At 59.9% G+C, this 25967-nt stretch carries 29 protein-coding genes and 1 pseudogene; 18 read left to right on the top strand and 12 right to left on the bottom strand.

Annotated features, from left to right (window positions below; genetic code table 11):
* Positions 1–20 precede the first annotated feature (20 nt).
* Together V5N47_RS12445 and V5N47_RS12450 are read left to right on the top strand one after the other, a co-directional pair.
* A complete protein-coding gene (locus V5N47_RS12445) occupies positions 21–233 on the top strand; it encodes a hypothetical protein (RefSeq protein ID WP_338727927.1) in 213 nt (70 codons plus the stop codon).
* A 24-nt stretch (positions 234–257) separates the two neighbouring features.
* A complete protein-coding gene (locus V5N47_RS12450) occupies positions 258–803 on the top strand; it encodes a hypothetical protein (RefSeq protein WP_338727929.1) in 546 nt (181 codons plus the stop codon).
* On the opposite strand, the gene V5N47_RS12455 is transcribed toward V5N47_RS12450, so the two are convergent.
* Together V5N47_RS12455 and V5N47_RS12460 are read right to left on the bottom strand one after the other, a co-directional pair.
* On the bottom strand, positions 800–1309 hold the full coding sequence (locus tag V5N47_RS12455) for a hypothetical protein (RefSeq protein ID WP_338727931.1): 510 nt from the start codon (positions 1307–1309) through the stop codon (positions 800–802). The genes V5N47_RS12450 and V5N47_RS12455 overlap by 4 nt on opposite strands.
* Complete coding sequence (locus V5N47_RS12460; RefSeq protein WP_338727933.1) at positions 1306–2232, bottom strand: RsmB/NOP family class I SAM-dependent RNA methyltransferase; 927 nt, start codon at positions 2230–2232, stop codon at positions 1306–1308. The genes V5N47_RS12455 and V5N47_RS12460 overlap by 4 nt, the downstream gene beginning before the upstream one ends.
* A gap of 91 nt (positions 2233–2323) precedes the next feature.
* Between V5N47_RS12460 and V5N47_RS12465 the strand changes: the two genes are divergently transcribed.
* A complete protein-coding gene (locus tag V5N47_RS12465) occupies positions 2324–3064 on the top strand; it encodes a PAC2 family protein (protein ID WP_338727935.1) in 741 nt (246 codons plus the stop codon).
* Positions 3065–3436: 372 nt separating this feature from the next.
* Here the strand turns inward: V5N47_RS12465 and V5N47_RS12470 are convergent, their stop codons facing one another.
* On the bottom strand, positions 3437–3880 hold the full coding sequence (locus V5N47_RS12470) for a hypothetical protein (protein WP_338727937.1): 444 nt from the start codon (positions 3878–3880) through the stop codon (positions 3437–3439).
* A gap of 61 nt (positions 3881–3941) precedes the next feature.
* Positions 3942–4748, bottom strand: a complete 807-nt coding sequence (locus V5N47_RS12475) for a hypothetical protein (RefSeq protein WP_338727939.1) — start codon at positions 4746–4748, stop codon at positions 3942–3944.
* Positions 4749–4975: 227 nt separating this feature from the next.
* Between V5N47_RS12475 and V5N47_RS12480 the strand changes: the two genes are divergently transcribed.
* The 4 genes from V5N47_RS12480 to V5N47_RS12495 all read left to right on the top strand — a co-directional run bounded on the left by V5N47_RS12480 (position 4976) and on the right by V5N47_RS12495 (position 8219).
* Positions 4976–5125, top strand: a complete 150-nt coding sequence (locus tag V5N47_RS12480; RefSeq protein ID WP_338727940.1) for a hypothetical protein — start codon at positions 4976–4978, stop codon at positions 5123–5125.
* A 91-nt stretch (positions 5126–5216) separates the two neighbouring features.
* Entirely contained in the window at positions 5217–6338 is a 1122-nt protein-coding gene (locus V5N47_RS12485) for a pyridoxal phosphate-dependent aminotransferase (protein WP_338727941.1), read from the top strand.
* A 51-nt stretch (positions 6339–6389) separates the two neighbouring features.
* A complete protein-coding gene (locus V5N47_RS12490; protein ID WP_338727943.1) occupies positions 6390–7241 on the top strand; it encodes a UbiA family prenyltransferase in 852 nt (283 codons plus the stop codon).
* A gap of 36 nt (positions 7242–7277) precedes the next feature.
* Positions 7278–8219, top strand: a complete 942-nt coding sequence (locus V5N47_RS12495; RefSeq protein ID WP_338727945.1) for an ornithine cyclodeaminase family protein — start codon at positions 7278–7280, stop codon at positions 8217–8219.
* Here V5N47_RS12495 and V5N47_RS12500 read toward each other — a convergent pair whose 3' ends face one another.
* The 3 genes and pseudogenes from V5N47_RS12500 to V5N47_RS12510 all read right to left on the bottom strand — a co-directional run.
* The gene (locus V5N47_RS12500; protein WP_338727947.1) at positions 8220–8615 is read right to left on the bottom strand and encodes a hypothetical protein; all 396 of its coding nucleotides are present in this window, start codon (positions 8613–8615) and stop codon (positions 8220–8222) included. It lies immediately after the preceding gene.
* Positions 8612–9793: a redox-regulated ATPase YchF gene (locus V5N47_RS12505; RefSeq protein ID WP_338727949.1), complete on the bottom strand. Its 1182-nt coding sequence runs from the start codon at positions 9791–9793 to the stop codon at positions 8612–8614. The genes V5N47_RS12500 and V5N47_RS12505 overlap by 4 nt, the downstream gene beginning before the upstream one ends.
* Before the next feature lie 66 nt (positions 9794–9859).
* A pseudogene (locus V5N47_RS12510) lies at positions 9860–10690 on the bottom strand (polymer-forming cytoskeletal protein); the annotation flags it as partial.
* A gap of 102 nt (positions 10691–10792) precedes the next feature.
* Here V5N47_RS12510 and V5N47_RS12515 point away from each other — a divergent pair.
* Together V5N47_RS12515 and V5N47_RS12520 are read left to right on the top strand one after the other, a co-directional pair.
* A complete protein-coding gene (locus V5N47_RS12515) occupies positions 10793–10993 on the top strand; it encodes a DUF5800 family protein (protein WP_338727950.1) in 201 nt (66 codons plus the stop codon).
* Positions 10994–11033: 40 nt separating this feature from the next.
* Positions 11034–11168, top strand: coding sequence for a hypothetical protein (locus V5N47_RS12520; protein WP_336361217.1), 135 nt, complete (start codon positions 11034–11036; stop codon positions 11166–11168).
* A 6-nt stretch (positions 11169–11174) separates the two neighbouring features.
* On the opposite strand, the gene V5N47_RS12525 is transcribed toward V5N47_RS12520, so the two are convergent.
* Positions 11175–11612, bottom strand: coding sequence for a hypothetical protein (locus V5N47_RS12525; RefSeq protein WP_338727953.1), 438 nt, complete (start codon positions 11610–11612; stop codon positions 11175–11177).
* 175 nt (positions 11613–11787) lie between these two features.
* Between V5N47_RS12525 and V5N47_RS12530 the strand changes: the two genes are divergently transcribed.
* Positions 11788–12000, top strand: a complete 213-nt coding sequence (locus V5N47_RS12530; protein ID WP_338727955.1) for a DUF1328 family protein — start codon at positions 11788–11790, stop codon at positions 11998–12000.
* Positions 12001–12069: 69 nt separating this feature from the next.
* Here the strand turns inward: V5N47_RS12530 and V5N47_RS12535 are convergent, their stop codons facing one another.
* Positions 12070–13281, bottom strand: coding sequence for a proteasome-activating nucleotidase (locus V5N47_RS12535; RefSeq protein WP_338727957.1), 1212 nt, complete (start codon positions 13279–13281; stop codon positions 12070–12072).
* Positions 13282–13445: 164 nt separating this feature from the next.
* On the opposite strand from V5N47_RS12535, the gene V5N47_RS12540 reads away from it, so the two are divergent.
* From V5N47_RS12540 to rad50, 4 genes are read left to right on the top strand one after another with little or no spacing between them, the layout of a single operon-like run.
* Complete coding sequence (locus tag V5N47_RS12540; protein WP_338727958.1) at positions 13446–13709, top strand: helix-turn-helix domain-containing protein; 264 nt, start codon at positions 13446–13448, stop codon at positions 13707–13709.
* Between the two features lie 31 nt (positions 13710–13740).
* The gene (locus V5N47_RS12545) at positions 13741–14091 is read left to right on the top strand and encodes a hypothetical protein (RefSeq protein WP_338727960.1); all 351 of its coding nucleotides are present in this window, start codon (positions 13741–13743) and stop codon (positions 14089–14091) included.
* A 7-nt stretch (positions 14092–14098) separates the two neighbouring features.
* Complete coding sequence (gene mre11 / locus V5N47_RS12550; protein WP_338727961.1) at positions 14099–15538, top strand: DNA double-strand break repair protein Mre11; 1440 nt, start codon at positions 14099–14101, stop codon at positions 15536–15538.
* Positions 15535–18204 (top strand): DNA double-strand break repair ATPase Rad50, encoded by a 2670-nt coding sequence (gene rad50 / locus V5N47_RS12555; protein WP_338727962.1) that lies wholly within the window; start codon positions 15535–15537, stop codon positions 18202–18204. Before mre11 ends, rad50 begins: the two co-directional genes overlap by 4 nt.
* Here rad50 and V5N47_RS12560 read toward each other — a convergent pair.
* The 3 genes from V5N47_RS12560 to V5N47_RS12570 all read right to left on the bottom strand — a co-directional run bounded on the left by V5N47_RS12560 (position 18184) and on the right by V5N47_RS12570 (position 19203).
* Positions 18184–18606, bottom strand: coding sequence for a hypothetical protein (locus V5N47_RS12560; RefSeq protein ID WP_338727964.1), 423 nt, complete (start codon positions 18604–18606; stop codon positions 18184–18186). The two genes, rad50 and V5N47_RS12560, sit on opposite strands and share 21 nt — an antisense overlap.
* Before the next feature lie 25 nt (positions 18607–18631).
* The gene (locus V5N47_RS12565) at positions 18632–18946 is read right to left on the bottom strand and encodes a hypothetical protein (protein WP_338727966.1); all 315 of its coding nucleotides are present in this window, start codon (positions 18944–18946) and stop codon (positions 18632–18634) included.
* A 71-nt stretch (positions 18947–19017) separates the two neighbouring features.
* Positions 19018–19203 carry a hypothetical protein gene (locus V5N47_RS12570; RefSeq protein WP_338727968.1) on the bottom strand — a complete coding sequence of 62 codons (186 nt, stop codon included), beginning with the start codon at positions 19201–19203 and terminating at the stop codon, positions 19018–19020.
* 117 nt (positions 19204–19320) lie between these two features.
* On the opposite strand from V5N47_RS12570, the gene V5N47_RS12575 reads away from it, so the two are divergent.
* The 4 genes from V5N47_RS12575 (at position 19321) to sufD (ending at position 25896) form a co-directional block, all read left to right on the top strand.
* Complete coding sequence (locus V5N47_RS12575) at positions 19321–22014, top strand: DNA-directed DNA polymerase (protein ID WP_338727970.1); 2694 nt, start codon at positions 19321–19323, stop codon at positions 22012–22014.
* 291 nt (positions 22015–22305) lie between these two features.
* On the top strand, positions 22306–23220 hold the full coding sequence (locus tag V5N47_RS12580) for an ABC transporter ATP-binding protein (RefSeq protein ID WP_338727971.1): 915 nt from the start codon (positions 22306–22308) through the stop codon (positions 23218–23220).
* 32 nt (positions 23221–23252) lie between these two features.
* The gene (gene sufB / locus V5N47_RS12585) at positions 23253–24683 is read left to right on the top strand and encodes a Fe-S cluster assembly protein SufB (protein WP_332898498.1); all 1431 of its coding nucleotides are present in this window, start codon (positions 23253–23255) and stop codon (positions 24681–24683) included.
* A 1-nt stretch (position 24684) separates the two neighbouring features.
* A complete protein-coding gene (sufD, locus tag V5N47_RS12590; protein WP_338727972.1) occupies positions 24685–25896 on the top strand; it encodes a Fe-S cluster assembly protein SufD in 1212 nt (403 codons plus the stop codon).
* Positions 25897–25967: the final 71 nt, after the last annotated feature.

Genomic DNA, 25967 nt, shown 5'->3' on the forward strand with positions numbered 1-25967 from the left:
CACTCAGCCGTAGCAAGTGCATGGCCCGCTCGGAACCCGAGGTGTACCCAATGGCGCTGTTTTGCCAACTTACCGTCTCCGACATCGAAAACTCGCTTGCGTGGTACGACGCCCTCGACTTCACCAGAATCTACGAGATGCCGGTGATGAGCCACGATCGGTATCGCAAGTATGCGGACATCATGCTCGTGACCGACGAGTGGGACGAAGCCTCGTCGGCCGAAAGCGAATAGCCGTGCTCCGGCGTCTACGCTCGTATGGCTGACAGACAACACTCGCTGTCCCTCCAGGCCCAGAATGATGCGGCGGGAACCTCCTCGGACGCGTACGCCTGTTTTGTCGATTACTGTGGTTCAGACGGGACGCTCCTCGCGCGGACGGCCGCCGACGCAGAACACAACCACTGGGGTGTCTACACGCGAAAATACCCGCTCGACAATCCCTCTGGAAAGCGCGTCAAACGGCTCTCGATGAGCGGCGGGATGGCCGACACCATCGCCCGGTTCATGAGTCCTGAAAACGTGCGCATCTGGGTCGATGCCGAAGAACAGCCGATTCTCGATTTGCGGAGCCGACAGGCCGACGAGCGCGTGGTCATCTACGTCGATAGCGACCGCAACTCGCTGCGCATCAACGACCTCGGTCGGAAGAAAGAACTGCTCGAAATCAGCCTCGGCGACAATCCGAAAATCGACTTCAAGGGTCTGCCGGTAGAAGGGCTGAATCTTGACGGCTACGTCTCGAAAGAGCGATACGACGCACTCGAGCAGCGCGTCGAAAAACTCGAAAAACAGCTTCGTTAGTCGAACTGGCGGCCCTTCGGAACGACCGAGCGCAACTCGCCGTGGAGGTAAAGACCGACGCCGATTGGTTCGGTGACGCCCGCGAGTTCGTGGGCAGCGATGAGGTAGCCCCAGTCGCCGTCCCAGTCGGGGTAGTCGATGTCCGTACCGTGGGCGAACTGCTCGGCTTGCTCTGTGTCGAGGACGATGACGTTCTTGGTCGCGTGGCGTCCGAATCGCTGAGCGCCGTTCGTCGTTGGCTTCCAGTGTTCTTGGCGGGTGCGCATGAGCTTCATGCCGAGGCCCTCGATGCTGATTGGCGCGGCCACGTCGCCGCCGAAAATCCATATTTTCCCCGCGCCCTTCTCCCAGAGCGTGAAGTCGTCGAAGACGGACTTCGGGACGCCGTAGCGGTCGTACCAGAAGTTGACAACTTGTTCGCGCGAGGCGCGCCCCTCGATTTCTTGGTCTGCTGGCGTCTCGGGGAGGCGGTCGAACTGTTGGCCCACGTTTCCGTCACCGCTCATCTTCCCACCTCCAACTTCGCACAGAAGAACCCACCAGTATCGTTGTGCTGTGGGTAGACGCGCTTTGCGTTCGTCACTTGCTCGTCGTACTCTTCACCCTGCCACTCAGTCACGCCAGGGACGTGTTCGAGGCCGAGGTCGTAGTCCACGACGCGACAGTCTTCGTTGTCGAGAACGTGGTCGAGGACCGCCTCGTTTTCCTCGGGGGCGAACGTACACGTCGAGTAGACGACCGTTCCGCCGGGGCGCGTGATTTGGAGCGCCCGTCGGAGGATGCCCTTCTGGATGCCCGCGATGGATTCGACGTGGTCGAGCGTCCACTCGTCAACCACGTCGGGGTTCTTTCGAACTGTGCCCTCACACGAACACGGTGCGTCCACGAGCACGCGGTCGAACTGGTCGAACCCACCGTCTTCGGGCGAGCCGAACGGTTTCATCGAGAAGTTGCGCGCGTCTTGATTCGTGACCGCGACGCAGGTCGCGCCCAGACGCTCCGCGTTGAAACGCAGGGCGGAGAGCCGACCGAGGTTGTTGTCGTTGGCGATGAGCACGCCCTTGTCGTCCATCTGGGCCGCAATCTGCGTGGTCTTGCTTCCCGGCGCGGCGCAGGTGTCGAACACCCGGTCGCCCGGCTGTGGATCGAGGGCGAGCGGTGGGAGTGCCGACACTTCTTCTTGCCCATGAATCCAGCCGTGGAAGTACGGCCACGTGGTGCCCGGACTGCGCGTTTCGAGCTTGAGCAGGTCGGGGTTCCACTCCAGTTGCTCGTAGCCGACACCCTCCTCGTCGAGGGCGGCACAGACCTGTTCTCGCGTTGCTTTCAGCGTGTTCACCCGGACGACGGAGGGCAGCGGGCGCTCACAGGCAGCCCGATAGGCCTCCACGTCGTCCATCAGCGGTTCGTACCGCTCAAGAGCCTCCATTCTTGCACAGTCTATTCGTGGCGACCGCTTGTGGGTTTCGAACGCGCACACTGCCCGGGCGCTTATGGAATCGCGGTGAGTATGCGCAGTCATGGCACACGTCCAAATTCACGACGAGTCGCTCGACCTCTCAGCGCCAACGCTGGTCGAAGGGCTTCCCGGCGTCGGTCTCGTCGGCAAAATCGCGGCCGACCACCTCGTCGAACAGTTCGAGATGACCCACTACGGGTCGCTCTACTGCGAGGGCATTCCGCGCGTCGCGGTGTACGGCAAAGGTGAATCAGCCGTCAAAGCCCCCGTCCGGCTCTACGCCGACGAATCGCGCAACCTCGTCGTCCTCCAAAGCGACATCCCCATCTCTCCCTCCCAAGCCGTCGAGTTTTCGAGCTGTCTCTCCGGCTGGGTCGAAGCACACGACGCGACCCCAATCTTCCTCTCAGGCCTCCCAACCCAGAAGGACGCGAACGAACCCGCCCTCTACGGCGTCTCGACCGGCGAGGGCGCGTCGCTCCTCGAAGCCGCAGACATCTCACACCCGACCGAAGGGGGGCTCATCTCTGGCCCGACTGGCGCGCTCATCAATCGCGCCGCCGAACTCGACATCACCGGCGTCGGCCTCATCGTCGAGAGCGACAAGCAATTCCCCGACCCTGAAGCCGCCCGCATCCTCCTCATGCGCGGCATCGAACCGCTTGCGGACATCGACGTGGACACCGACGCCCTCGTTTCCCACGCAGAAGAGATTCGGACGGCGAAAGAACAGTTCGCAAAGCGCATGCAGGACGCAGACGAGGAAAGCACGCAGGCGAAGCCGCTCCGTATGTTCCAATGAACCTTTTTCCTGCGGGGGTCGCACAGCGACCCCGCTGGCAAAAACGTTCATGAAAAAGGCCGAACGCGCCAGACGGCGCGTTCGGGTGCTGTGGTGGAGGTTGTCGCACCGCCACCGCTACCGCACAGCATAGCACCGTAATTTCTTTGGCTTGGTTGCGTATTACCGATGACGAACTCTCGACACTATATCCAGGACTCCAATTCACCAATAATCCGGCTGACCGTCGACCGAGGGATTCCAGTCTCGGTCTGCAGTTCCGACTGCGTACAGAACGCGTTGGTAGTGAAGGTGGTGAAGATGGTTGCACGACTGTCTGACCTCACCAAGAACTGGAGGATGTCGAGGGGAGGTTGTCTCATATCGGCTTCACTACGTGGGCGTCGACGAGGTAGAAGATAGCTCGGCCGCAGCCCGTTTCCGCCACGCAACACCCGACGTGACGATCAACGCCAATCCGAGTGCAGTGTACACGACCGGTCCGGCCTGAATCCCGTTACTGCTCGGAGTTTCGCCGATAGCTCCCGTACCGACGAGGACGACAGTACCGACGACGAGGATACCGGTGACAATCGAAACTGCATACCCTGCCGCATCGGTTCGTCGGAGGAGGACGAAGCCCATCACAGCGGCGGTGGTGTTGAATACGAACAGTGGTATCGCCCCTGCCGGTGGTGGTGCCAGCCCCGACGGTCGGATCACTGCGGCCTGAAAGACCATTGCACCCATAACTGCAATCCCCACGAGCAGGGCGAGTGATGTGTCGTACCACGGAGTATCGGTCGATTTTAATTCGGGTGGTCGCTCTGTTGCCATGACTGAACCCCAGGTAGAAGAATCGATTCACATCGAATTAACCGCACCGAGCGGGAAGTTCTCACGTCGTGAGAAGCTCTGCAGCGGCCTCGGGATCGAGCGGTTCAGCCTCGCGCTTCAACGACTCGAACATCGCCTCGGCCCACACCAGGATTGCGTCGTCGCCGGTTTCCACCAGCCCCTGGATCGCCCCTTCCTCGTCGGTCACGAGAAACATGGTCCAGCCGTCGGCGATGATCAGCTGGGGTTCAATGCCCTCATCGTAGAGATAAATCTCCACATTTCCAGTATTGAACAGCTCCTGGGCCGATTCGGCCAGTTCAGGATCGTCCTTGACTACCTCCAGGACGCCAGCGGCGATGACTCCTTCCAGACTCTGTCCTCTCTGAACGACGCCACGCAGCGCCGCCAAGATGGGCGCGTGAACGACGCTGTAGCAGAACGTCCGCACGTGTTCCGCATCCTTCACGACCGCTGCCGCCCGTTTCACCGGGGCCATTGGATCGATAGGCGTTGGCAGCGTCACATCAGCAGTGGCGAGGCTGTCAAAGTCGACCGCGAGTTCATCGAGCGGAAGCCACCCCGCGAGCGTCTGAAGCGCCCGCGTCGATTTGACCGACTCAAGTAGTGACTCCAACTCCGCGGAGATGAGATCGCCTAGGGGGGTAGTCCGATATCGATGGCCGTCTCTCGAGACCAGTTCACGGTCTTGGAAGTCGGCGAGGATACGACTGAGTGTCGCCCGGGGAATATCGGTCTCATCCTGGAGTTTCGGGCGCGTCCGCGGCTCCGATGTGAGTGCCAGGAGGACATCAACGCGGTTCTCGGCCCGCGTGACGAATGCCACCAGGTGGATCGGAGATTCCATGTGGAACACTTGTTAACACATAACTAAAACTTTGCGTGCAGACTGGTGATTTAGACGATCTCCAACCCGATGGATGCACCCTCTAAGTCCAGCACGCCACTCCTATTAACCACCGAGCATTTCAACAGAACCACGCTCTCTTTTTCGATTCTGTCACTGCGAATCAAATCACTGTCCACCAATCGCATTCTGCCAGTTTGAAATACGGTCAGGTACAACCTCTCTGTATGAGCGATTTAGAAGACGCCGTCTCAGAGTTCCTGCGGAAATCGAAGAGCGTCTATAACGAATACGAACGTGGCTACACTGACGCCGACGCCGCCCTGTCGGTGCTCGAAATGCGCATTGACGAACTGCGCGACGAGTTCGAAAACTAACCTGTCGACGGGGTTTTTCTCTGGGGCGCATCACGCACCCTGTCCACACACCACACATCAGAGTTATTCTCTCCCCCACCCGATTTTGCCCATGACAGAATTTGCTCGTCGAGTCGAGCGCGTCTCGATCAGTGGCATTCGCAAGGTGTTCGAGGCGGCAGGCCCCGACGCCATCAACCTCGGCATCGGACAACCGGATTTTCCAACGCCCACGCACGTCCGTGAGGCGGCCCAGCAGGCCATCGCGGACGGCGCGGTTGACGCCTACACACCGAACAAAGGCATCCTCCCGCTACGGGAAGCCATCGCGGCCAAACACGAGCGCGACAACGGCGTCGCGGTTGACCCCGAGAACGTCATCGCCACCTCGGGCGGGAGCGAAGCGCTCCACCTCGCCTTCCAAGCCCACGTCGACCAAGGCGACGAGGTCATCTTCCCCGACCCCGGCTTCGTCTCCTACGACGCGCTTACCCACATCGCGGGTGGCGTCCCGCGCCCGCTCGGCCTGCGCGACGACCTGACGATGGACCCGGCGGCCGTCGAAGACGCGATTACCGAAGACACGGCCGCCTTCGTCGTCAACAGCCCCGCGAACCCGACGGGTGCAGTCCAGTCGAAAGCAGACATCAAAGAGTTCGCCCGGATCGCCGACGAACACGACGTGCTCTGCATTTCCGACGAGGTGTACGAACACATCGTGTTCGACGGTGAGCACTACTCGCCGCTCGAATTCGCCGAGACGGACAACGTCGTCGTCGTCAACGCCTGCTCGAAGGCCTACTCGATGACGGGCTGGCGGCTCGGCTGGGTCACCGGCAGTCACCGCCGCGTCGAACGCATGCTCCGCGTCCACCAGTACGCACAGGCCTGCGCCGCCGCGCCCTCGCAGTACGCCGCAGAAGCCGCGCTCTCGGGGCCACAAGACTGCATCACAGAGATGGTGTCGGCGTTCGAACAGCGCCGCGACGTCGTCCTTGACGGCCTCGCGGACATCGGCCTCGAAACGCCGAAGCCACGCGGCGCGTTCTACGCCATGCCGAAAGTTCCCGACGGCTTCGTGGACGAAGTCATCGAACGCGGCGTCATCCTCGTGCCCGGTGAAGCGTTTGGTGAGAACGGCGCGGGCTACGCGCGCATCTCCTACGCCACCGGTATTGAAGACCTGAAAGCCGCCCTCGAACTGATGGGCGACGCCGTCGCCGCCGTGCAGTAACCCTTTTCTCCCCCATACACGTTTATCAGCTAACACGTCCTTGCTACTTCTATGCCCGTCGCCCGCCACGGAGCTGGCTTCGCCGCGGCGATTCGCGCCCTCGCCTCACAGATTCACCCAGTGTTCATGCTTCCGCCCATCGCCGCGTCGTGGTTCGGTGCGGTGCTCGCCCGCGACCTCTCGCCGTCGCTCGCGGCGCTCCACATGACGGCGGCGTTTTTCGCGCTCTACACCGCCCACGTCAAAGACGGCTACGTGGACTTCTACGTGCGCGGCGAGGACGACGACCACCCCCTTTCAGCCAGTGGCGCGAAACTCGCGCTCACCCTCTCATCTGCCGGATTTTTCACCTGCCTGCTCGCCATTGGCTACGTCGTGGACGTGTGGGCCGCCCTGCTCACGCTTCCGGGCTGGCTCATCGGCTACCTTCACGCACCCCAACTCGACATGCACCCACTCACGACGACGATGGGCTACCCGCTCGGCATCTCGATTTCGCTTCTTGGTGGATATTACGTCCAGACCCAAACGCTCACGCTCCCGGTGCTCGCCTTCGCCGCCGTCTTTCTCGCCATCTTGTCGGGGGTGAAAATCATCGACGACGCTCAGGACTACGACTACGACCGCTCCATCTCGAAACACACGGCCGTCGTCGTCCTCGGCAAAGCCCGCTCGCGGCGGGTTGCCTACCTGCTCATGACCCTCGGCCTCGGAGCCATCCTCGTGCTCGCTGCGCTCTCCGTGTTCCCGAAAAGCGCCTCCCTCGCCGTGCTCGGCTTCGGCGTCGTCGCCCTGTTCGCCCGGCGAGCAGGCCCAGAACTCGCCACGATGCTCCTGATTCGCGGCTCCTACGTCTTCCTCGCGCTGTTGCTCGTCGCCGTCTGGTTTCGCCCGCTCGGGTGAACAGTTTTCAGCATTCCAACCGTTTTCTAGCGTATCATGCAGGATTTCCCCGTTCTCGGAGACGACGACGTGCTCGCTGCCATCGACACCGCAGACGTCGTGGCGACGATGGAACTCGCCATCCGCGAACACGCCTTTGGCAATCTCGTCTCCCCGCCGCGATTCAGCGTCGATGTCGAAGACGGGTCGCTCGTGTTCACCGCCGGGGCTGCGACTGGCGAGGTGCAAGCGCTCGGCTTCCGCGTGTACGAAACCTTCCGCGACAACTCGCCAGAACACACCCAACTCGTCGCCGTCTTCGACAGTCAGACGGGAGCGTTCAAAGGCCTCGCCCTCGGCGACCAAATTGGGTTGCTTCGAACCGGGGGCATCGGCGGCGTCGCCGTCGAACACCTCGCCCGCGAGGACGCGACGACGCTCGCACTTATTGGGTCTGGCAAGCAGGCGCGAATGCAAGCGCGTGCCGCCGCGAGCGTCCGGAATCTCGATGAGATACGAGTGTTCTCACGAACGCGCGACAACCGCGCTGATGCGGCGATGGAGCTCAACGACGAACTCGATGGGCACGTCGTCGCCGTCGAGAGCGCGAAAGCCGCCGTCGAAGAGGCGGACATCGTCATCTGCGCGACGACGAGTCGCAATCCGGTGTTCGAGCACAAGTGGCTCTCGCCGGGAACCCACGTGACGACGCTCGGCCCGAAGTTCGTCGGCGCACACGAACTCCCGATGGAGACGGTCAAACGCGCCCACACGGTCGCCACCGATTCGCTGGCCCAAGTCAAGGGCTACGCAGATTACAAACAACCCTTCTTCGTGGAGGGCGAGCGTCGCGCCGAGATGGTCGAACTCTCGGCGATAGTCGGCGGCGACCACGCCGGGCGAAAACGCGAGGGAGACCTGACGGTGTTCTGCTCGGTGGGCCTTGCGGGAACGGAAGTCGTGTTAACTGACGAAATTCTCAGACGGGTCGGCGAGTAATCAGTCGAGTTGCGTCGCCAATCGGTGACACCGGTCTATCCACTCCACGTCGTAGGCCTCTGGCGAGAGCACACGACCGGAGAGGTCGGGAACCGTCTCAACGCCTTCCTCCGCACACCAGTTGATACATTCTACGTACACTGGAAAGTCGTCACTCGTGCGAATCTCCGGGTCGTAGGTGACGGGGAGTTTCATACACCCGGCGAGGTGCGCGACGAACGCGCGGGTGTGCCCGTCAGCGAGGTAGGTGTCGCCTTCGTACTCGAATACCGGCAGCGGCCCAAACGTCGGCTCGTCGAAGTCGAACCAGCCCATGACGGCGCTGAGCTTTTCGCTCGACAGGTAGAGTTGGCTCGGCTTCACCTCGGCCATCGGGAGCCATGCGGTGTGGCTCATTTGGCCGACGAGACGATTTTGATGACGTCGCCTTCGTCGAGTTCGTGGCTCTCTGCGATGCGTCGATTCGACTTTGCATCGACAGCGTGGAGGTAGGCGTCACCGATGTCTGAGTGCACCGCGTAGGCGAGGTCGTGGGGCGTCGAACCCCGGGGCAGGAGGAAGGCGTCGGGGAGGACGTTCTCTTGGCCATCTGTCCACTTACCCTCGTTCTGGACGGGGTAGGCGGTGAAGTGGTCGAGCAGGTCGTAGACGGCGGTGTTCAGCGCCTGTTGGACGCCCGTGCCACCGAACTCCGCCATCACGTCGCGGATTTTTTCTAAGCCTTTCTCCTGTGGCGCAGAGAGGTCACCAAGAATTTCGAAGTCCTCGTCGCCGGGGTCGTAGGCGATGAGTCCGGCTTTCGCACCCTGTCTGAGTGCGAGTTCGCCGTCCGCCGTGGCGGGAATGACCAACTCTGCGGCTTCGCGGAGGCGTTCGACGTTCTCTGGGGGCGCAATGTCTGCCTTGTTTGCGACGATGACGATTGGTTTCGTCTGCGCACGGATATCGCGGGCGAGGCGCTCGCGGTCTGCGTCGGTCCACTCCTGTGGGTTATCCGGATAGTCGAGGTTCCGGAGAATCGTGGTCACGTCGTGTTCGGTCGCACCGACGCCCGTGAGCAGTTCGGTGAGTGCCTCGTCGATGTCGAAGCCGGGCGAGCGCGACTGGCGCGTGACCGACTCCCAATTCTTGTTCAGGATGCCCGCGAGCCAAAGGTCCATCTCCTCTTGAATGAACGTGACATCTTCGACCGGGTCATGGTCGCCGATTTCGACGGGTTCGCCCTCGGCGTTCGTCCCACCGGAGGCGTCCACAACGTTCAGGATGACGTCGGCGTTGGTGAGCGCGTCTAAGAACTGATTGCCGAGGCCGCGCCCCTCGTGTGCGCCCGGGACGAGCCCGGCCACGTCGAGCAGTTCGATGGCAACGTAGCGCTTGCCGTCGTGGCAGTGTTCGTTGTTACAGCGCTCCTCGCGGGTGAGACACGGACAGTCGGTTCGCACGTAGCTCACCCCGCGATTTGGGTCGATGGTCGTAAACGGATAGTTACCCACGTCCACCTCGGCGAGGGTGGCCGCTTTGTAGAAAGTTGACTTGCCAGCGTTTGGCTTCCCGGCAAGCGCGATAGAGAGCATGTGCTCACATACCGTGGTTACCCAAAATTGCCTTTCGGTCTATTCGGTGTCGGCTGCCTGCTCGCCGCGAACCTGCGTAATCTCGCCGCGCGCCCGAATCGACCCGTCTATGACCGCACCTTCGTGGAGCAAGAGGTCTTCGCAGGCCACGTCGCCAAGGATGCGCGTCCCTTCCGTCACCGAGACGGTTCCCCTGCGCGTGGTCACGTCGCCGTGAATCTGCGTTCCCTCACCGATTGCGATGTCGCCGCGGGCGCGGAGACTGCCGAAGATGTTGTTGTCGTCGCCAACCTCGATGGACTCTGCGCGGATGTTCCCATGAAGACGACACTCGTTGCCGATGGTCGCGGGCGTCGAAACCCGCCACGCATCGTCGCTCACGTGGGCATTTCGCGGGATGAGGACCGGCTCGTCCTCCGGTTCGCCGCCGTCTGCGAGTTCGGTGAGCACCTCCTCTGCAGCTTCCTCTTCACCGAGGCGCAGGAGCTGTGAGAGATAGATGAACAGGAACACGATGGTCGGAACCGGATTACGAATCACAATCCAGCCGTTCGCCTCGAAGCCGTTTTCGATGTTCACGTCGTCGCCGATGTCGAGGTCACCAGAAACGATGAGCTGGCCTTCGATGTGGACGCGCTCGCCGAGGTAGGCGTCTTGGCCGACGAGGACGTTCCCGGCGATGTCAGACCACATGTCGATACGGCAGTCGCCTTCCGCTTCGATGTCGCCGCCGAAGGTGACGCCCTCACCGGCGATGACGTTGCGTCCGCGAACCCCGAACTCGACCGTGCTGCGCGCACCGACGATGACGTCGCCGTCGGTCACGAGGTCGTGTTCTTCAACCGTCGTCCCGTTTGGGATGGCTAGTTTGTCGAGAGGGTCCGAACGCAGTGGCACGGAATGAACTCCTCTCTCTGTTCGTATTAATCCTCCGCGAATGTCTGACGGATGGCTGACGAGGTCGGTTGGTTTTTACTGTGCAAGGTAGTACCCTTCCCTATGACGGTTCTTTCCTTTGATAAGCAGGGTGTTGATGTTGTCTACGAGGGGTCTGAGTTCCGCTTAGAGCGTGAGTTCGTTGAAGAAGCCATCGGAAAATCGTATCCCGACATCACCGACCACGAAGTACTCAAAATCATCGAGAAAAAGCCCTCGCTCAGCGGCCCGGCTCGCCGCATCGAAGACATCCTTCGCACGTAACGTCAAAAGACTCAAGAGACGACCGAGCAACGGTTTGCGTATGAACCTTCCCGCGCAGTTCGACCACGACTCGTTTACGGCCGCGATTGGCGCGTTTCTCGGCTACGGCGTCATCCTCGCAGCGATGACGTTGTTGCTGTTTGCCATCCCGTATCTCGCGTTCCTCGCACTCTAACAGTAACTACGCGGTCTCGTTTTTCTGCCTTCTGACCACACACCGAGCGTACCACAGCACAGAGAAATCCTGTGGGCTCGGAATCGCACACGCCATCCACCCGATGAGCGCGACCTGCAAGGTGAGATTCCCGGTCGCAAACGGGTCTGGCAACACGCCGAGTGGGATGCCCGCGAGTGGGAGTAACAACGTGAGTGGCATCATCGACGCAATTTTCAGGCGGAGCGGCGCACGGGTAGCAGGAAACGCCTGTGGCGTCACCGATGCGAGTTTGCCAAAGAAAACCATCGAGAGGAGTCCGTCGTCGCGCGCTGGAGCCCAGTCGATGCGGTAGGACACACCAAGCGTGGAGAGCGCGAGCGCGTGGGATAGCTCGTGGGCGATAATGCCAGCGACACCGCTTGCAAGGAGCGCGAACGCGGCACCAAACAGTTCGTGAGTCATCGCAAGCGGTGAATACCGAATCTGGACTGTGCCACCAGCATAACTGCTCCGAACATATCTAATACTTGCCCGAACACGGACAGCTTTCGAACCCATCAAAGTAACGTACTCTTATTTTTACATGACTCTGCTGGCCCACTGCATAACGAACCTCTCACCGGTTGTTCGCATATCTATGGCATTCCTAGAGTCAACCACAGCTATCGCACAACTCATCCCAATCCAATCGTTCTCCGGACAGTTCCTCCAATGGGCGATTGTGTTCTTCATCATCGCTATCATCGCGGCGCTCGTCGGCGCTCGCGGTGTCGCAGGGGTCACAATGGACGTCGCAAAATGGTTCGTGATTATCTTCGTCGTGCTCGCGCTCATCACGCTCATTCTCTAACGGCTGGGCTGTGGAGAGACGACGCTCACTGCGTTGCTGCCTTTTTAAACTAAAAAATCGAACCTTCGTTCAGGCGAACGTCTTCGAGACGTCGTCGTCTTCTTCTTCGGCCTGAATCTTCGCCCACGCATCTTGGAAGTCTTTCATCGCAACGTTTGTGCGTCCGTCGCGGATGGCGAACATCCCGGCTTCCGTACAAATCGCGCGGATGTCAGCACCGGAGGCGTGGGTCGTCACTTCGGCGAGGTTCGAGAAGTCCACGTCGTCGTCGACGTTCATGTTGCGCGTGTGAATCTCGAAAATCTTCTCGCGGCCTTCGGGCCCGGGCTTTGGCACTTCGATGAGGCGGTCGAAGCGCCCGGGGCGGAGAATGGCTCGGTCGAGCATGTCAAAGCGGTTGGTCGCCGCGATGATACGAATTTCACCGCGCTCTTCGAAGCCGTCCATCTCAGAGAGCAGCTGCATCATGGTCCGCTGGACTTCGGCGTCGCCCGAGGTTTTCGAGTCCGTCCGCTTGCTCGCGATGGCGTCGATTTCGTCGATGAAGATGACTGCAGGTTCGTGGTCGCGGGCGACTTGGAACAGGTCGCGCACCAGCTTTGCGCCCTCACCGATGAACTTGTGGACGAGTTCGGAGCCAGCCATCTTGATGAAGGTGGCGTTTGTCTGGTTCGCGACGGCTTTCGCGAGCAGGGTTTTCCCGGTGCCCGGTGGGCCGTAGAGGAGCACGCCGGACGGTGGCTGAATCCCGACCTGCTCGAACATCTCAGGGCTTTCGAGCGGCATCTCGACGGTTTCGCGAACTTCGTTGAGCTGCTCATCGAGGCCACCGATGTCCTCGTAGGTCACGTCCGGTTTGTGTTCGACCTGCATCACGCGGGCGCGGACGTCCGTCTCGTCGTCAAGCGTTTTGACGATGGAAAGAGAGTTGTTGACGGCGACGCGCGTGCCCGGTTCGATCTGTTCGAGCATCTCGTCTGTGACCTCGGTGAGCGCCTCCTGATTGTTGCCGTGCTGTTTGATGACGACACCTTTCTCGGTGATTTCCTGAATCGTCGCAATAAACAGCGGAGACTGCTTTAATTTCTTGTTCTCGTGGGTCAACCGCTCAAGTTTCTGTTGGTACTTGTTGTTCTCTGCGTTGGCGTCGAGGAGTTTGTCGCGCATCTCCTCGTTTTGTGATTCGACCACCTGCAAGCGCTGGCGCAAAGCCTCAATTTTCTCCTGCTGTGACGCGTCCTCATCGTAGGGAAGGTCCACGTCGTCAACAGTATCAGTCATTACTGCGGCTTAGGTCGCTAGTTCATAAGAGGCTTCGGGTAAACCCCGCCAGCGAATGACAGATATGACGGCTGGATTGACTCTTCAGAAACGCTGGGAATATGCCCTAAGGTAATAATCACTATCCGGAATTATTAATACCGAGTATCTGCACACCTCTGATAATGAGTACACAAGAGCCAGTCGTGGCGGACGAGCAGGAAGACCGGTGGGAACTCGTACGAGAACTCCCACCTAGTGCGAAACTCGTGGCGAAAATTCTGGATTACAACGACACGCTCACCCAGAGCGAACTCGTCGAAGAGACGCTGTTGCCACCGCGGACGGTGCGCTATGCGCTCAACCGCCTCGAAGAGGCGGGCGCAGTCTCCTCTCGCTTCTCGTTTACCGACGCGCGAAAACGCCTCTACTCGCTCGATCTCGAATAGGTTCACATAGGAAGCCGAACCAGCGCGGGCTGTGCCCGACCCAGACCCATCGACTGCCACCGTGAAACGTGCGCTCAGACGACTCGCGTTTGCTGTCTCAGCCACTGAACCCGACTGCCGTGCGGCGACGGACTGCGCCGATGCAACTCACATCGTTACCCGCGGTATCGCGGCGATAGACGACATCGAACTGGCGGCGGATTTTCTCACAGACGTTGGCTTCGACCGGTTCGAGCAGGCGCTTACAGCGTGCGAGCGCGAAGAACCGGACTCGCTCGTTCAATCGGGACGCGAGGCGGCAGAGGCGTACCGGGCATTTCGGCGTGCGGCCAATCACTTCCGCTCTGGTCGCGGAACCCCTTTACGTCGAGACGCGAAATAGCTTCGACATGACTCGGGTGATTCACACGGGGGACACCCACATCGGCTATCAGCAGTACCACGCTGCAGAGCGCCGAGAGGATTTCCTCGCTGCCTTTCGACAGGTCGTAGACGACGCGGTGGCGGCGGACGTTGACGCCGTTATCCACGCTGGCGACCTCTTTCACGACCGAAGACCAGACCTCCAAGACCTGCTCGGGACGCTCTCTGTCCTGCGAACGCTCGCCGACGCCGACATCCCATTTCTCGCCGTCGTTGGCAACCACGAGGGGAAACGCAACGGCCAGTGGCTCGACCTCTATGAGAATCTCGGTCTCGCCACGCGCCTCGGGAGCGACCCGTACATCCTCGGAAACACCGCCTTCTACGGCCTCGACTTCGTGCCACCGTCCCGGCGCGACCAGCTAGAATACGAGTTCGACGCACACGACGCCGACCACGCCGCGCTCGTCACCCACGGCCTGTTCACACCGTTCGACTTCGGCGATTGGGACACCGAAGTCCTCCTCGAAACCGCCTCTATTGACTTCGACGCGATGTTGCTCGGAGACAACCACAAGCCCGGTAAAACGCAGATCGGTGAGACGTGGGTCACCTACTGTGGCTCCACCGAGCGCGCGAGCGCGACCGAGCGCGACGACCGTGGCTACAACATCGTCACCTTCGAAAACGGCGTGGACATCACCCGTCGGGGACTGCCGACCCGACAGTTCCACTTCATCGACATCGAACTCGGTGAGGGCGAAGGAATCGACCAGGTGCGCGACCGCATCCGCGAGTACGACCTCGAAGACGCCGTTGCGCTCATCACCATCACCGGCGACGGCGAATCGCTCTCCCAAGCCACGGTCGAGGAGTTCGCAACCGACCACGGCGCGCTCGTCGCCCGTGTCACCGACAAACGCGAGTACGACGCTCCAGAAACCGTCTCGAACGTTTCGTTTGCAGACCCGGACGAAGCTGTCCGCGAGCGTGTCCGCGAACTCGGCCTGAGCGGCGCTGCTATTGAACTCGACGAGGTGGTTCGCGCGAGCAAACTCGCCAACGCAAACGTGCGAGACGAGGTCGAAACCCGCGTCCGCGAACTGCTTGAGGACGACGACTTCACGGCGTTCTCGCCCGCGCCTCGTGAGGAATCAAACGGAGCGAGCGACCAATCAGCCGAGCCAGCCGACGCGACCGAAGCCGAAACCGACGCAGCAGCACTCGACACAGCGACAACAGAATCAGCTGACGACGAGAACGAAGACGCAGACGGCACCGCAGAGACGGCCGACACAGCGGCCGACTCGACGGCTGATTCCGGCGGAGACGAAGACGGTTCGTCTGAAGCCGACGCAGACAAAGAGCCGGACACAGCGCCCACAGACGAACCACCTGACGATACACCTGCAACAAGTGAGTCGTCCGGCGCTGCGTCCCAGCGCTCCATGGAGGAGTACCTATGAAGTTCGAGCAGATTCGCTTAGAGAATTTCAAGTGCTACGACGACGCCGACCTCGGCCTCGAACACGGCGTGACGGTCATCCACGGCGTCAACGGGAGCGGGAAATCCTCGCTGCTCGAAGCCTGTTTCTTCGCGCTGTACGGGCCCGGTGGGTTCGACCGCAGCTTAGACGAGTTCATCACCATCGGCGCGGAGGAAGCCGCGGTGGAACTCTGGTTCGCACACGCGGGCGTCGAGTACCGAATCGAGCGTCGCATCAAACTGCGCGGCGAGCGCGCCCAGACCACCGCCTGCGTCCTCGACACGCCCGACGGCACGATAGACGGCGTGAACGACGTGGAGAGCCACATCCGCAAACTGCTCCGGATGGACGCGGATGCGTTCGTAAACTGCGCCTACGTCCGCCAAGGCGAGGTGAACAAACTCATCAACGCCTCCGCGCGCGAGCGCCAGTCGATGATAGACGACCTCCTCCAACTCGGTAAGTTAGAGGAGTACCGCGAACGCGCGAGCGACGCCCGCCTCGGCGTTAAAAGCGTCCTCGACGACCGCCACGGCAGTCTCACGCAACTCGACGACCAGATTGCAGAAAAAGAGGCGAAGAACTTCCACGCCCAACTCAACGATGCCGAGACGAAACTTGCTGAGTTAGACACCGAAATCGAGCGCATCGAAGGCAACGTCGAGAAGGCGACGAAGACGCGAGACGATGCCGAAGCCATCCTCAAAGCGCACGAACAAAAGCGCGAAGAACTCGCCGAACTCGCTGAAGAAATCGAAAACGTCCGCGAGAGCATTCGGTCGGACGAGAGCGAACGCGACGCGCTGAAAGAACGCATTCGCAATCTCAAGGAGGCGACCGAGGAACTCAGAGACGACCTCGACGAACAGGTCGCAGCGAGTGAGCTTTCGGCGGGAACTGAGGAGGCGGTCGAAGCCGCTCTCGATGCCGTCGAGCAAGAGGACGACGACCTCCACGAACAGTTCAGCGAACAACGCGTTGAGGTACAAACGCATACCGGGAATGCAGAGGCACACGAAGAACGTGCGGCAGAACTCGAAGCTGAGGCGGAACAAAAGCGCACCAAGGCAGAGGAAACGGCGGCGGCAATCGAGACCGACGAACAGACGCTCACAGAGCGCCGAGAGAAGGTCTCCACGCTCAAAGCCCAGCTTGCAACCGAACGGGCGCGGTTCGATGACGCTCCAATCGACTTTGGAGACGCCGCCGACTTCCGCGACCAACTGACCGACGAACGGACCGAACTCACGGAAAAAGAAACAGACCTCAGAGCAAAAATCACCACCCTCCGGTCGAACATCGAAGACGCTGAAGCACTCTTAGCAGAGGGGAAGTGTCCAGAGTGTGGCCAGCCTGTCGAAGACTCGCCACACGTCGATTCGCTCACGGAGGACAAGAAGACGCTCGAAGCGCGCGAATCCGAACTCGAAGCACTCGAAGCAGAGAAAGACGCGCTCGAAGAACGCATCGAAACTGTAGCGGCGCTCCGCGAAGCAGAGCGCACCGTCGCGGACGTGAAGAGTCAGAAATCGAGCCTCGAACAACTCGTCACGGAACGCGAAGAGACGCTCGAAGAGCGGCGAGAAACCGTTGAGCAACTGCGTGAGCAGGCAGACGAACTGGAGATTCGTGCGACCGAAAAACGCGAGGCAGCAAAAGAGGCGGAGGCGAAGGCGACCGAAGCCCGCAAACAGGTTGCAGACCTCAACCAACAGCGAACGGCACTCCGCGAGCGAAAGGCTCGGTTAGAAGAGATGCAAACGCTGTTATCGGACATCGCGGATAACGAGACGAAAATAACCCAACAACGCGAACGCCGCGAACACCTGAGTGAGATAAACGAAGAGCGCAGAGAGCGCCTTGCTGACATCACGGCACGAAAGCGCGAGTTAGAAGACGAGTTTGACGAGCAGACCATCGAGAACGCGCGAAACGAGACGAAACGTGCGCGCACCTACCTCGAAAAGGCAGAGCCGAAACTCGCAGAACTCGCAGCCGAACGCGACCAACTCACCGGGACGGTTGGCGCGCTCGAAAACGCCATCGAAGAACTCGAAAACCTCCGCGAGCGCCGCGATCGCGTTGCGGATGCTGTCTCGCATCTGGAGTCGCTGTACGATGAGGCAGAAGACCTCCAGAACATGTACGGCGACCTGCGTGGCGAACTCCGGCAGCGTAACGTCGAAACGCTCGAACGCATGCTGAACGAGGTGTTTGACCTCGTCTATCAGAACGACTCGTATTCGCGCATCGAACTCGACGGCGACTACGAACTCACGGTGTATCAGAAAGACGGCGAGCCACTCGCCCCAGAGCAGTTGTCGGGTGGCGAACGCGCCATCTTCAACCTCAGCCTGCGTTGTGCTATCTATCGGCTGCTCTCTGAGGGTATTGACGGGGCTGCGCCGATGCCGCCGCTCATCCTCGATGAGCCAACTGTGTTCTTAGACGACGGGCACGTCACCCAACTCATCGAACTCATCGACTCGATGCGCACGCTCGGCGTCGAACAAATCGTCGTGGTGTCTCACGACGAGGAACTGGTCGGTGCCGCAGACGACCTCGTGGTGGTCGAAAAAGACTCCACGAGCAACCGGTCGCACGCGGAGCGTGAAACCCGCGAACTACCCGCGGAGTTGCTGTAGCGCCTCGGTTGTGCGGGCGGTTGTTTTGTAGCCACGCTCGCCAAACACGTCCGTTTCTTCGACGAGGCCTGCCGCGCGAAACTCGCTCATCGTCCCATAGAGCGTGCTCTCACACTTGTCGTCTGTTTCCATGAGTTCGCGCGCGGCGATCGGACCTGAGTCTTCGAGGTGAATGAGGAGGCCAAGCGCCCAGTCGTTGCGGGTCGCAGAGAGGAGTTTTCGCACGGGCTCCGGGACGGTGCGTGCGAGCGTCTCAAATGTGGATTCGCCAGAGACGTGCGAAAGACGGTCGTTTTCGACGTAGAACTCCTCGCCGGTTTCGGGGTCACGGACACGGCTCGCGTCGCTCGATTCAGCGATGAGCAAGAGGCGTCGTCCCGTGTCGTCGGTGACCGTCTGCATATCGTGAAAAACGCAGCCTAGAGGGTTATCCGTTCTGGAAATTGCGGTACTTCACGAGACCGTAGACGAGCGAAACCGCGCCAAGACCAAAGACGATGCCGCCGGTCTGGAACTGTCCGCGGAAGTACATCAACATCGCCCCGAGACTGAGGGCGAACAGCGCGACGTTGAACGTGAGCACGAGCGACCAGAAGGTGCGAAACACGTCGTCGGGGATGTCCGAGACATCCGAGTTTGGCGTACTGACCGAGGGGATTTTCGGGCCGATGTCTGTCTCGGGGTTAAACTCCGTTGGCTCATCCGGCCAGGCGTCGGATTGCTCTTCCTCTAGGTCAAACACAGGTTCACTACGCGTTCCGCAAAAAAGTATTCTCCGACGTGTGTTCTCGCCCCGGTACCCCAAATTCCCTCTTATGCCACGTCGCGGAGTAAAACTGCGTGCGTGGCCTGTACCCACGCAAGTGGATTCTCAGCGTCATAGAGTACAATCCCATCCTCTGTCGTATAGACCTCTGTGGTCTCGACTCCGTCTGGGACGGTTGGCTCTGGTCTGTCAGCGCTATCTGGCTGCCGACGCGGACTTGCGTGGTTTGACATTAGGCCATTTCACCTCGAAGCATGGTATGTGTTATCATATTATATGTTTTGTGGATGGAGCAAGTGCGGGCGACAGACCGCTGGTGTTTTTATCAGCCGAACGACTTTGATGAGACAATGACGCAGACGGGGCTCAACCAGTTTGCCGCCGCCGAGCAGGACGAAGACCGGCTCGCCGCAGAGGCACGAGCAGTCGCAGGCGACGACGGGAGGAACGCAGCCGTCGTCGATTCGGCGGCGAAGAAGTACCCCGATGCGACGGGAACCGTCGCCCTCACCGTCTCACAGGTGGATTACACCCTCGTCGGCAGTGGCGACCAAGAATCGCCTGTCCTCCACGTGTTCGGGCGCACCGCAGAAAACGAGTTAGAACACGTCATCGTCTCCGGGTTCCAGCCCTACTTCTACGCACCGACTGCCTCGCTCTCCGACGAGAAACTTGACCTCGACACCATCACTGGGTGGGAGGAAGGCTACGAGAGCATCCGCGGCGAGAAACTGACGAAGATTTTCGGCCGCACGCCGCGTGACGTGGGCCAGATGCGCGACCGCTTCGACCACTTCGAGGCGGACATTTTGTTCCCGAATCGGTTACTCATCGACAAGGACATCACGAGCGGGATTCGCGTGCCAGACCGCCGCGGCGACGATGGAGCCATCCACATTCCCCATACCGAAATCGAAGCGGTCGAGGTGGATGCAGACCTTCGCATCAACACCTTCGACATCGAAGTCGAAGACCGAAACGGCTTCCCGGAAGACGGCGAGGAGCCGATTATCTGCCTCACCAGCCACGACTCGTTCGACGACGAGTACATCATGTGGCTCTACGAGGCGCCCGGCGCCGAGACCGGCCCCGACGAACTTCCCGACTATGTCCCAATCGAGGGCGACATCACCTTCGAAATTCGCCGATTTGAGGCCGAAGACGAGATGCTCGCGGCGTTTCTCGACTATCTCGTCGAAACCGACCCGGACGTCCTGACCGGGTGGAACTTCGCGGATTTCGACGCACCGTACCTCTTAGACCGTCTCGAAGAACTCGAACGTGGTTCTGACTACGACCTGAACTACAACCGCCTCTCGCGCGTAGACGAAGTCTGGCGCTCTGACTGGCAAGGGCCAAACATCAAAGGGCGCGTCGTGTTCGACCTGCTGTACGGCTACAAACGCACGCAGTTCACTGAACTCGACTCCTACCGGCTGGATGCAGTCGGCGAAGTCGAATTGGGAATTGGGAAGGAGCGCTATGCGGGCAGTATCGGTGACCTTTGGGAGCAGAACCCGTCAAAGCTCTTAGAGTACAACCTTCGCGACGTGGAACTCTGTGTCGAACTCGACCGCAAGCAGGGCATCATCCCCTTCTGGCGGGAGGTGGCATCGTTCGTCGGGTGTAAACTCGAAGACGCCCCGACGCCGGGCGACGCGGTTGACCTGTACGTCCTCCACAAGGTACACGGGAGCTTCGCGCTCCCTTCGAAGGGACGCGCAGAGAGCGAGGACTACGAGGGTGGTGCGGTGTTCGACCCAATTTCGGGCGTCCGCGAGAACGTGACGGTGCTCGACTTGAAGTCGCTGTACCCGATGTGCATGGTTACCATCAACGCCTCACCCGACTCGAAAGTCGGCCCCGATTACGACGGCGAGACGTTCGTCGCGCCGAACGGCACGCACTTCAGAAAACAGCCGGACGGCATCATCCGGGAGATGGTTGACGAACTGCTCACCGAACGCGAACAGAAGAAGGAACTTCGCAATCAGAACGACCCCGACTCTACGGAATACGACCGCTTCGACCGCCAGCAGGCGGCGGTGAAAGTCATCATGAACTCGCTGTACGGGGTGCTCGGCTGGGAGCGATTCCGCCTCTACGACAAGGAGATGGGCGCCGCCGTGACGGCGACGGGCCGTGAGGTCATCAACTTCACCGAACAGTCTGCGAACGACATGGGGTACGACGTTATCTACGGCGACACGGACTCCATCATGCTCTCGCTTGGACCGGACGTGGACAAAGAAACGGCCATCAAGCAGTCGTTCGAGATTGAGAGCCACATCAACGAGGCGTACGACGCCTTCGCGCGCGAGAAACTGAACGCAGCGGACCACCGCTTCCAAATCGAGTTCGAGAAGCTCTATCGCCGATTTTTCCAAGCGGGCAAGAAAAAGCGGTACGCGGGCCACATCATCTGGAAGGAAGGCAAAGACGTAGACGACATTGACATCACCGGATTTGAGTACAAACGCTCTGACATCGCGCCGATTACGAAGGAGGTCCAGCTTCGCGTTATCGAGATGATCGTCCACGGTGAAGATTTAGAGAAGGTCAAAACCTACGTCCACGACATCATCGCGGATTTCAAAGAGGGGAACGTTGATTTCGACGACGTGGCGATTCCGGGCGGCATCGGAAAGCAGTTGGACAACTACGACACCGACACCGCGCAGGTGCGCGGGGCGAAGTACGCGAACCTCTTGTTGGGTACGAACTTCCAGCGCGGCAGTAAGCCAAAGCGCCTCTACCTCGCAAAGGTTCACCCGTCGTTCTTCCGCCATGTTGAAGATGAACGAGGACTCGACCCCGCAGGAATGAGCGCGGACGAACTGCTGTACGGCGAGTTCAAACGCGACCCGGACGTCATCTGCTTTGAGTACGCAGACCAGGTGCCACCGGAGTTCCAAGTCGATTGGGACAAAATGTTAGAAAAGACGCTTCAGGGGCCGATCGAGCGTATCTTAGAAGCGCTCGACGTTTCGTGGGAAGAGGTCAAATCCGGACAGGAGCAAACCGGACTTGGCAGCTTCATGTAGCTGTCTGTACTGTGACTTTTTATCGGAATTTTACTGCCAAATTCGGGTGCAGACGTCCGGTTTTCGGCTGCGCTCCACCCTATGTGTGAGCTTCTCTAGCAAAAACCGATACACGGAGACTGTATTGACCGGCGTATCATTCTGTTTCCAATAATATCAGTTTGCGTATCGAGATAGTTTCTTTGTCAAAATGGAAACTTCTGTTTTCTCAAATCGAAAACCTTTGCGCAAGATTGCGAAAGGATTATGGGCGCGACGTACCCATCTCAGGACGACTTAGGTGTCTCCAGAATGGCTAGGCTAGAAATCAAAAACCTACACGCAGAAGTAGCAGAAGAGGGCGGCGAGCAGATTCTCCGCGGCGTAAATCTCGAAGTGAAGTCCGGTGAGATTCACGCCCTGATGGGACCAAACGGCTCCGGGAAATCGACGACGGCGAAGGTTATCGCCGGTCATCCGGCCTACACGGTCACCGACGGTGAGATTCTGCTCCACCTCGAAGCAGACGAGTTCAAAGAGTTAGACGAGGCAATTCCAGCGGCAAAGCGCACCTGGAACCTCCTCGAACTCGAACCACCAGAACGTGCCGCACTCGGCATTTTCCTCGGCTTCCAGTACCCAGCCGAAATCGAGGGCGTCACGATGGTCAACTTCCTCCGCACCGCGCTCAACGCGAAACTCGAAGGGCGCGAGGACCTCCTCTTCGGCGAGGATGACGACGAGGAAGAAGAAGAGGAAGCGGGCTACTCCACCTCCCCGATGGAAGGCCCAGCGGACGACGGCGAAATCGGCGTCGCTGAGTTCCAGCAGATACTCAAAGCAAAGATGGAACTCCTCGACATGGACGAGAAGTTCGCCATGCGCTACCTGAACGCCGGGTTCTCCGGTGGCGAGAAAAAGCAGAACGAAGTGCTCCAGGCAGCCATCCTCGAACCCTCCATCGCCGTGCTCGACGAAATCGACTCCGGGCTGGACATCGACCGCCTGCAGGACGTCTCGAAGGGCATCAACGCGCTCCGTGACGAGGTCGGTACGGGCATCCTCCAGATTACCCACTACCAGCGCATCCTCGACTACGTCGAACCAGACCACGTCCACATCATGATGGACGGGAAGGTCGTAAAGAGCGGCGACGCGTCGCTCGCTGAGGAACTCGAGGACAAAGGGTACGACTGGATCCGCGAAGAAGTCTACGAGACAGCGTAAAGGGACTGCAAGACAAACACCCACACAAGACTATGAGTTCACAAGAAGACCACCTCAAGAAAACCGACACCGAGGCCCGCTTCGAGTTCAAAAAGGAGCAGAAGTCGGCGTTTAAAACGGAAAAAGGCCTCAATGAAGAGACAATTCGTCTCATCAGCGAAGACAAAGACGAGCCCGAATGGATGTTCGAGCGTCGTCTGCGCGCGCTGAAGCAGTTCCAGAAGATGCCGATGCCGACCGACTGGCCGGGCCAGCCCGACCTGACGGAGCTCGACATCAACGAGATTGTCCCGTACATCCGCCCGGACGTGGAGACACGCGGCGGTGTCGACAACTGGGACGAACTGCCAGAGGAGATTCGAGACACGTTCGACAAGCTCGGGATTCCAGAAGCTGAACGCAAGGCGCTTTCGGGCGTCGGTGCGCAGTACGAATCCGAGATTGTCTACCAGAACATGCAAGAACAGTGGGAGGAAAAGGGCGTCATCTTCTGCAACATGGACCAAGCGGTCCGTGAACACCCGGAGATCGTCAAAGAGTACTTCATGACTAAGTGCGTGCCGCCAAGCGACAACAAGTTCGCGGCACTCCACGGTGCGGTCTGGTCCGGTGGCTCGTTCGTCTACGTCCCAGAGGACGTGACGGTCGAGATGCCGGTCCAAGCGTACTTCCGCATGAACTCGGAGGGGATGGGCCAGTTCGAACACACGCTCATCATCGCGGAGAAGAACTCCGAAGTGCACTACATCGAAGGCTGTTCGGCACCGAAATACGGTGTCCACAACCTCCACTCCGGTGGCGTCGAAGTGTTCGTCAAAGAGGGCGCACACGTGCAGTACTCGACCGTCCAGAACTGGTCGAAGAACACGTTCAACCTCAACACGAAGCGCGCCATCGTCGAGAAGAACGGGACGATGGAATGGGTCTCCGGGTCAATGGGTTCGAAAGCAACGATGCTCTACCCCGCGACCATCCTCAAGGGACCCGGTGCGCGTGACAACCACATCACGATTGCATTCGCTGGCAAGGGCCAGAACATCGATACCGGCGCGAAGGTCTACCACAACGCGCCGAACACGAAGTCCACCATCGAGTCCAAGTCCATCAGCAAGGACGGCGGCCGCACGAACTACCGTGGCCTCGTCCACATCTCCCGGGGGGCAACTGGCTCCTCGACCAGCGTCGAGTGTGACGCGCTGATGTTCGACAACGAGTCCACCTCGGACACGATGCCGTACATGGAGATCCAAGAGTCCCAAGTCGACGTTGCCCACGAGGCAACCGTCGGGAAAATCGGCGACGAGGACATCTTCTACCTCCAGAGCCGCGGGCTCGATGACGACGAAGCAAAGCAGATGATTGTCGCCGGGTTCATCGAACCCATCACGGAAGAACTGCCAATCGAGTACGCCGTTGAGCTAAACCGGCTCATCGAACTCGAAATGGAGGGCAGCCTCGGATAACATGAGTGCGCAAGTACACGCCAACCTCAGCGAAGAACAGGTTCGCCAGATCAGCGAGCAGTTAGACGAGCCCGAATGGATGCTCGAAACGCGTCTCGACGCCCTCGCGGCGCTCTCTGACGCAGCCATGCCACACGTCATCCGCACGCCAGGGCGCAACTGGACCAACCTCGCAGACTTAGACTTCGAGTCGTTCGTTGACCCGCTCAACGCGGCCGAAGACAAAGACCAAGTTGGCCCTGACAACGTCGAAGTCCTCTCCTTTGCAGAGGCGCTTTCGGAGCACGAAGACCTCGTCAAAGCGCACTTTGGCTCCGTCATCCCAACGCAGGAGAACTACCTGACCGCTCTCTCTACGGCCCTGTTCACCACAGGCACCGTCGTCTACGTCCCGAAGGGCGTCGACGCAGAGGACGTCAAGATTCGCACCACGATGAACTCGCGGTCGCTGTTCAACTACACGCTCGTCATCACGGAGGAGAACTCCTCGGTGACCATCCTCGAACGCCAGTCAACTGGTGAGAAGGTCGAAGGCGAGCGTTACTACAGCGGCATCGTCGAGATTGCTGCAGGCGAGAACAGCCACGTGCAGTACGGTTCCCTCCAGAATCTCGATGAGGAGACGTACAACTACCAGTTAAAGCGCGGCCAGACTGACACCTACTCGACCGTCACCTTCATCGAGGGCAACATCGGCTCTCGCATGACGAAGTCGTCGGTCGAGACGCAACTCGACGGAGACACCTCGGAGACGAAAATCGTCGGTGCGTTCTTCGGTCACGACGACCAGCACATCGACATCGCGTCGCGTGTCTGGCACAACGCAGAGCACACGACCGCAGACCTCGTCACCCGTGGCGTCCTTGACGACGCCGCACGCTCCGTGTACGAGGGCGTTCAAGACGTTGGTCGTGAGGCGTGGGACACGAGTTCCTACCAGCGTGAGAGCACGCTGATGCTCTCAGACCAGAGCGAGGCAGACGCGAGCCCGAAGCTCATCATCAACAACCACGACACCGAGGCCAGCCACTCGGCCTCTGTCGGGCAGGTTGACAAAGAAGACCTCCTCTACATGACCTCCCGGTCGATTCCAGAGCAGGTCGCGAAAAACATGCTCGTCGAAGGCTTCTTCGTCCCCGTCTTGGACGAAATCGAAGTCGACGAGTTCCGCACGGACTTAGAATCGCTCATCACAGAGCGCCTTTCTACCTAATCAGGGAGTAGGGAACTGCTTAAGTTCCCCTCGCTCTGAACTACCCTTATGCGAATGGTCACGACGGCGAC

The sequence above is a fragment of the Haladaptatus sp. DJG-WS-42 genome, assembly GCF_037198285.1.
Classification (GTDB): Archaea; Halobacteriota; Halobacteria; order Halobacteriales; family Halococcaceae; genus QDMS2.

Bases quoted from the DNA above. Each gene is read 5' to 3' on its own strand.
- V5N47_RS12445 (WP_338727927.1), top strand. From the start codon at position 21: ATGGCCCGCTCGGAACCCGAGGTGTACCCAATGGCGCTGTTTTGCCAA.
- V5N47_RS12450 (WP_338727929.1), top strand. From the start codon at position 258: ATGGCTGACAGACAACACTCGCTGTCCCTCCAGGCCCAGAATGATGCG.
- V5N47_RS12455 (WP_338727931.1), bottom strand. From the start codon at position 1,309: ATGAGCGGTGACGGAAACGTGGGCCAACAGTTCGACCGCCTCCCCGAG.
- V5N47_RS12460 (WP_338727933.1), bottom strand. From the start codon at position 2,232: ATGGAGGCTCTTGAGCGGTACGAACCGCTGATGGACGACGTGGAGGCC.
- V5N47_RS12465 (WP_338727935.1), top strand. From the start codon at position 2,324: ATGGCACACGTCCAAATTCACGACGAGTCGCTCGACCTCTCAGCGCCA.
- V5N47_RS12470 (WP_338727937.1), bottom strand. From the start codon at position 3,880: ATGGCAACAGAGCGACCACCCGAATTAAAATCGACCGATACTCCGTGG.
- V5N47_RS12475 (WP_338727939.1), bottom strand. From the start codon at position 4,748: ATGGAATCTCCGATCCACCTGGTGGCATTCGTCACGCGGGCCGAGAAC.
- V5N47_RS12480 (WP_338727940.1), top strand. From the start codon at position 4,976: ATGAGCGATTTAGAAGACGCCGTCTCAGAGTTCCTGCGGAAATCGAAG.
- V5N47_RS12485 (WP_338727941.1), top strand. From the start codon at position 5,217: ATGACAGAATTTGCTCGTCGAGTCGAGCGCGTCTCGATCAGTGGCATT.
- V5N47_RS12490 (WP_338727943.1), top strand. From the start codon at position 6,390: ATGCCCGTCGCCCGCCACGGAGCTGGCTTCGCCGCGGCGATTCGCGCC.
- V5N47_RS12495 (WP_338727945.1), top strand. From the start codon at position 7,278: ATGCAGGATTTCCCCGTTCTCGGAGACGACGACGTGCTCGCTGCCATC.
- V5N47_RS12500 (WP_338727947.1), bottom strand. From the start codon at position 8,615: ATGAGCCACACCGCATGGCTCCCGATGGCCGAGGTGAAGCCGAGCCAA.
- V5N47_RS12505 (WP_338727949.1), bottom strand. From the start codon at position 9,793: ATGCTCTCTATCGCGCTTGCCGGGAAGCCAAACGCTGGCAAGTCAACT.
- V5N47_RS12515 (WP_338727950.1), top strand. From the start codon at position 10,793: ATGACGGTTCTTTCCTTTGATAAGCAGGGTGTTGATGTTGTCTACGAG.
- V5N47_RS12520 (WP_336361217.1), top strand. From the start codon at position 11,034: ATGAACCTTCCCGCGCAGTTCGACCACGACTCGTTTACGGCCGCGATT.
- V5N47_RS12525 (WP_338727953.1), bottom strand. From the start codon at position 11,612: ATGACTCACGAACTGTTTGGTGCCGCGTTCGCGCTCCTTGCAAGCGGT.
- V5N47_RS12530 (WP_338727955.1), top strand. From the start codon at position 11,788: ATGGCATTCCTAGAGTCAACCACAGCTATCGCACAACTCATCCCAATC.
- V5N47_RS12535 (WP_338727957.1), bottom strand. From the start codon at position 13,281: ATGACTGATACTGTTGACGACGTGGACCTTCCCTACGATGAGGACGCG.
- V5N47_RS12540 (WP_338727958.1), top strand. From the start codon at position 13,446: ATGAGTACACAAGAGCCAGTCGTGGCGGACGAGCAGGAAGACCGGTGG.
- mre11 (WP_338727961.1), top strand. From the start codon at position 14,099: ATGACTCGGGTGATTCACACGGGGGACACCCACATCGGCTATCAGCAG.
- rad50 (WP_338727962.1), top strand. From the start codon at position 15,535: ATGAAGTTCGAGCAGATTCGCTTAGAGAATTTCAAGTGCTACGACGAC.
- V5N47_RS12560 (WP_338727964.1), bottom strand. From the start codon at position 18,606: ATGCAGACGGTCACCGACGACACGGGACGACGCCTCTTGCTCATCGCT.
- V5N47_RS12570 (WP_338727968.1), bottom strand. From the start codon at position 19,203: ATGTCAAACCACGCAAGTCCGCGTCGGCAGCCAGATAGCGCTGACAGA.
- V5N47_RS12575 (WP_338727970.1), top strand. From the start codon at position 19,321: ATGACGCAGACGGGGCTCAACCAGTTTGCCGCCGCCGAGCAGGACGAA.
- V5N47_RS12580 (WP_338727971.1), top strand. From the start codon at position 22,306: ATGGCTAGGCTAGAAATCAAAAACCTACACGCAGAAGTAGCAGAAGAG.
- sufB (WP_332898498.1), top strand. From the start codon at position 23,253: ATGAGTTCACAAGAAGACCACCTCAAGAAAACCGACACCGAGGCCCGC.
- sufD (WP_338727972.1), top strand. From the start codon at position 24,685: ATGAGTGCGCAAGTACACGCCAACCTCAGCGAAGAACAGGTTCGCCAG.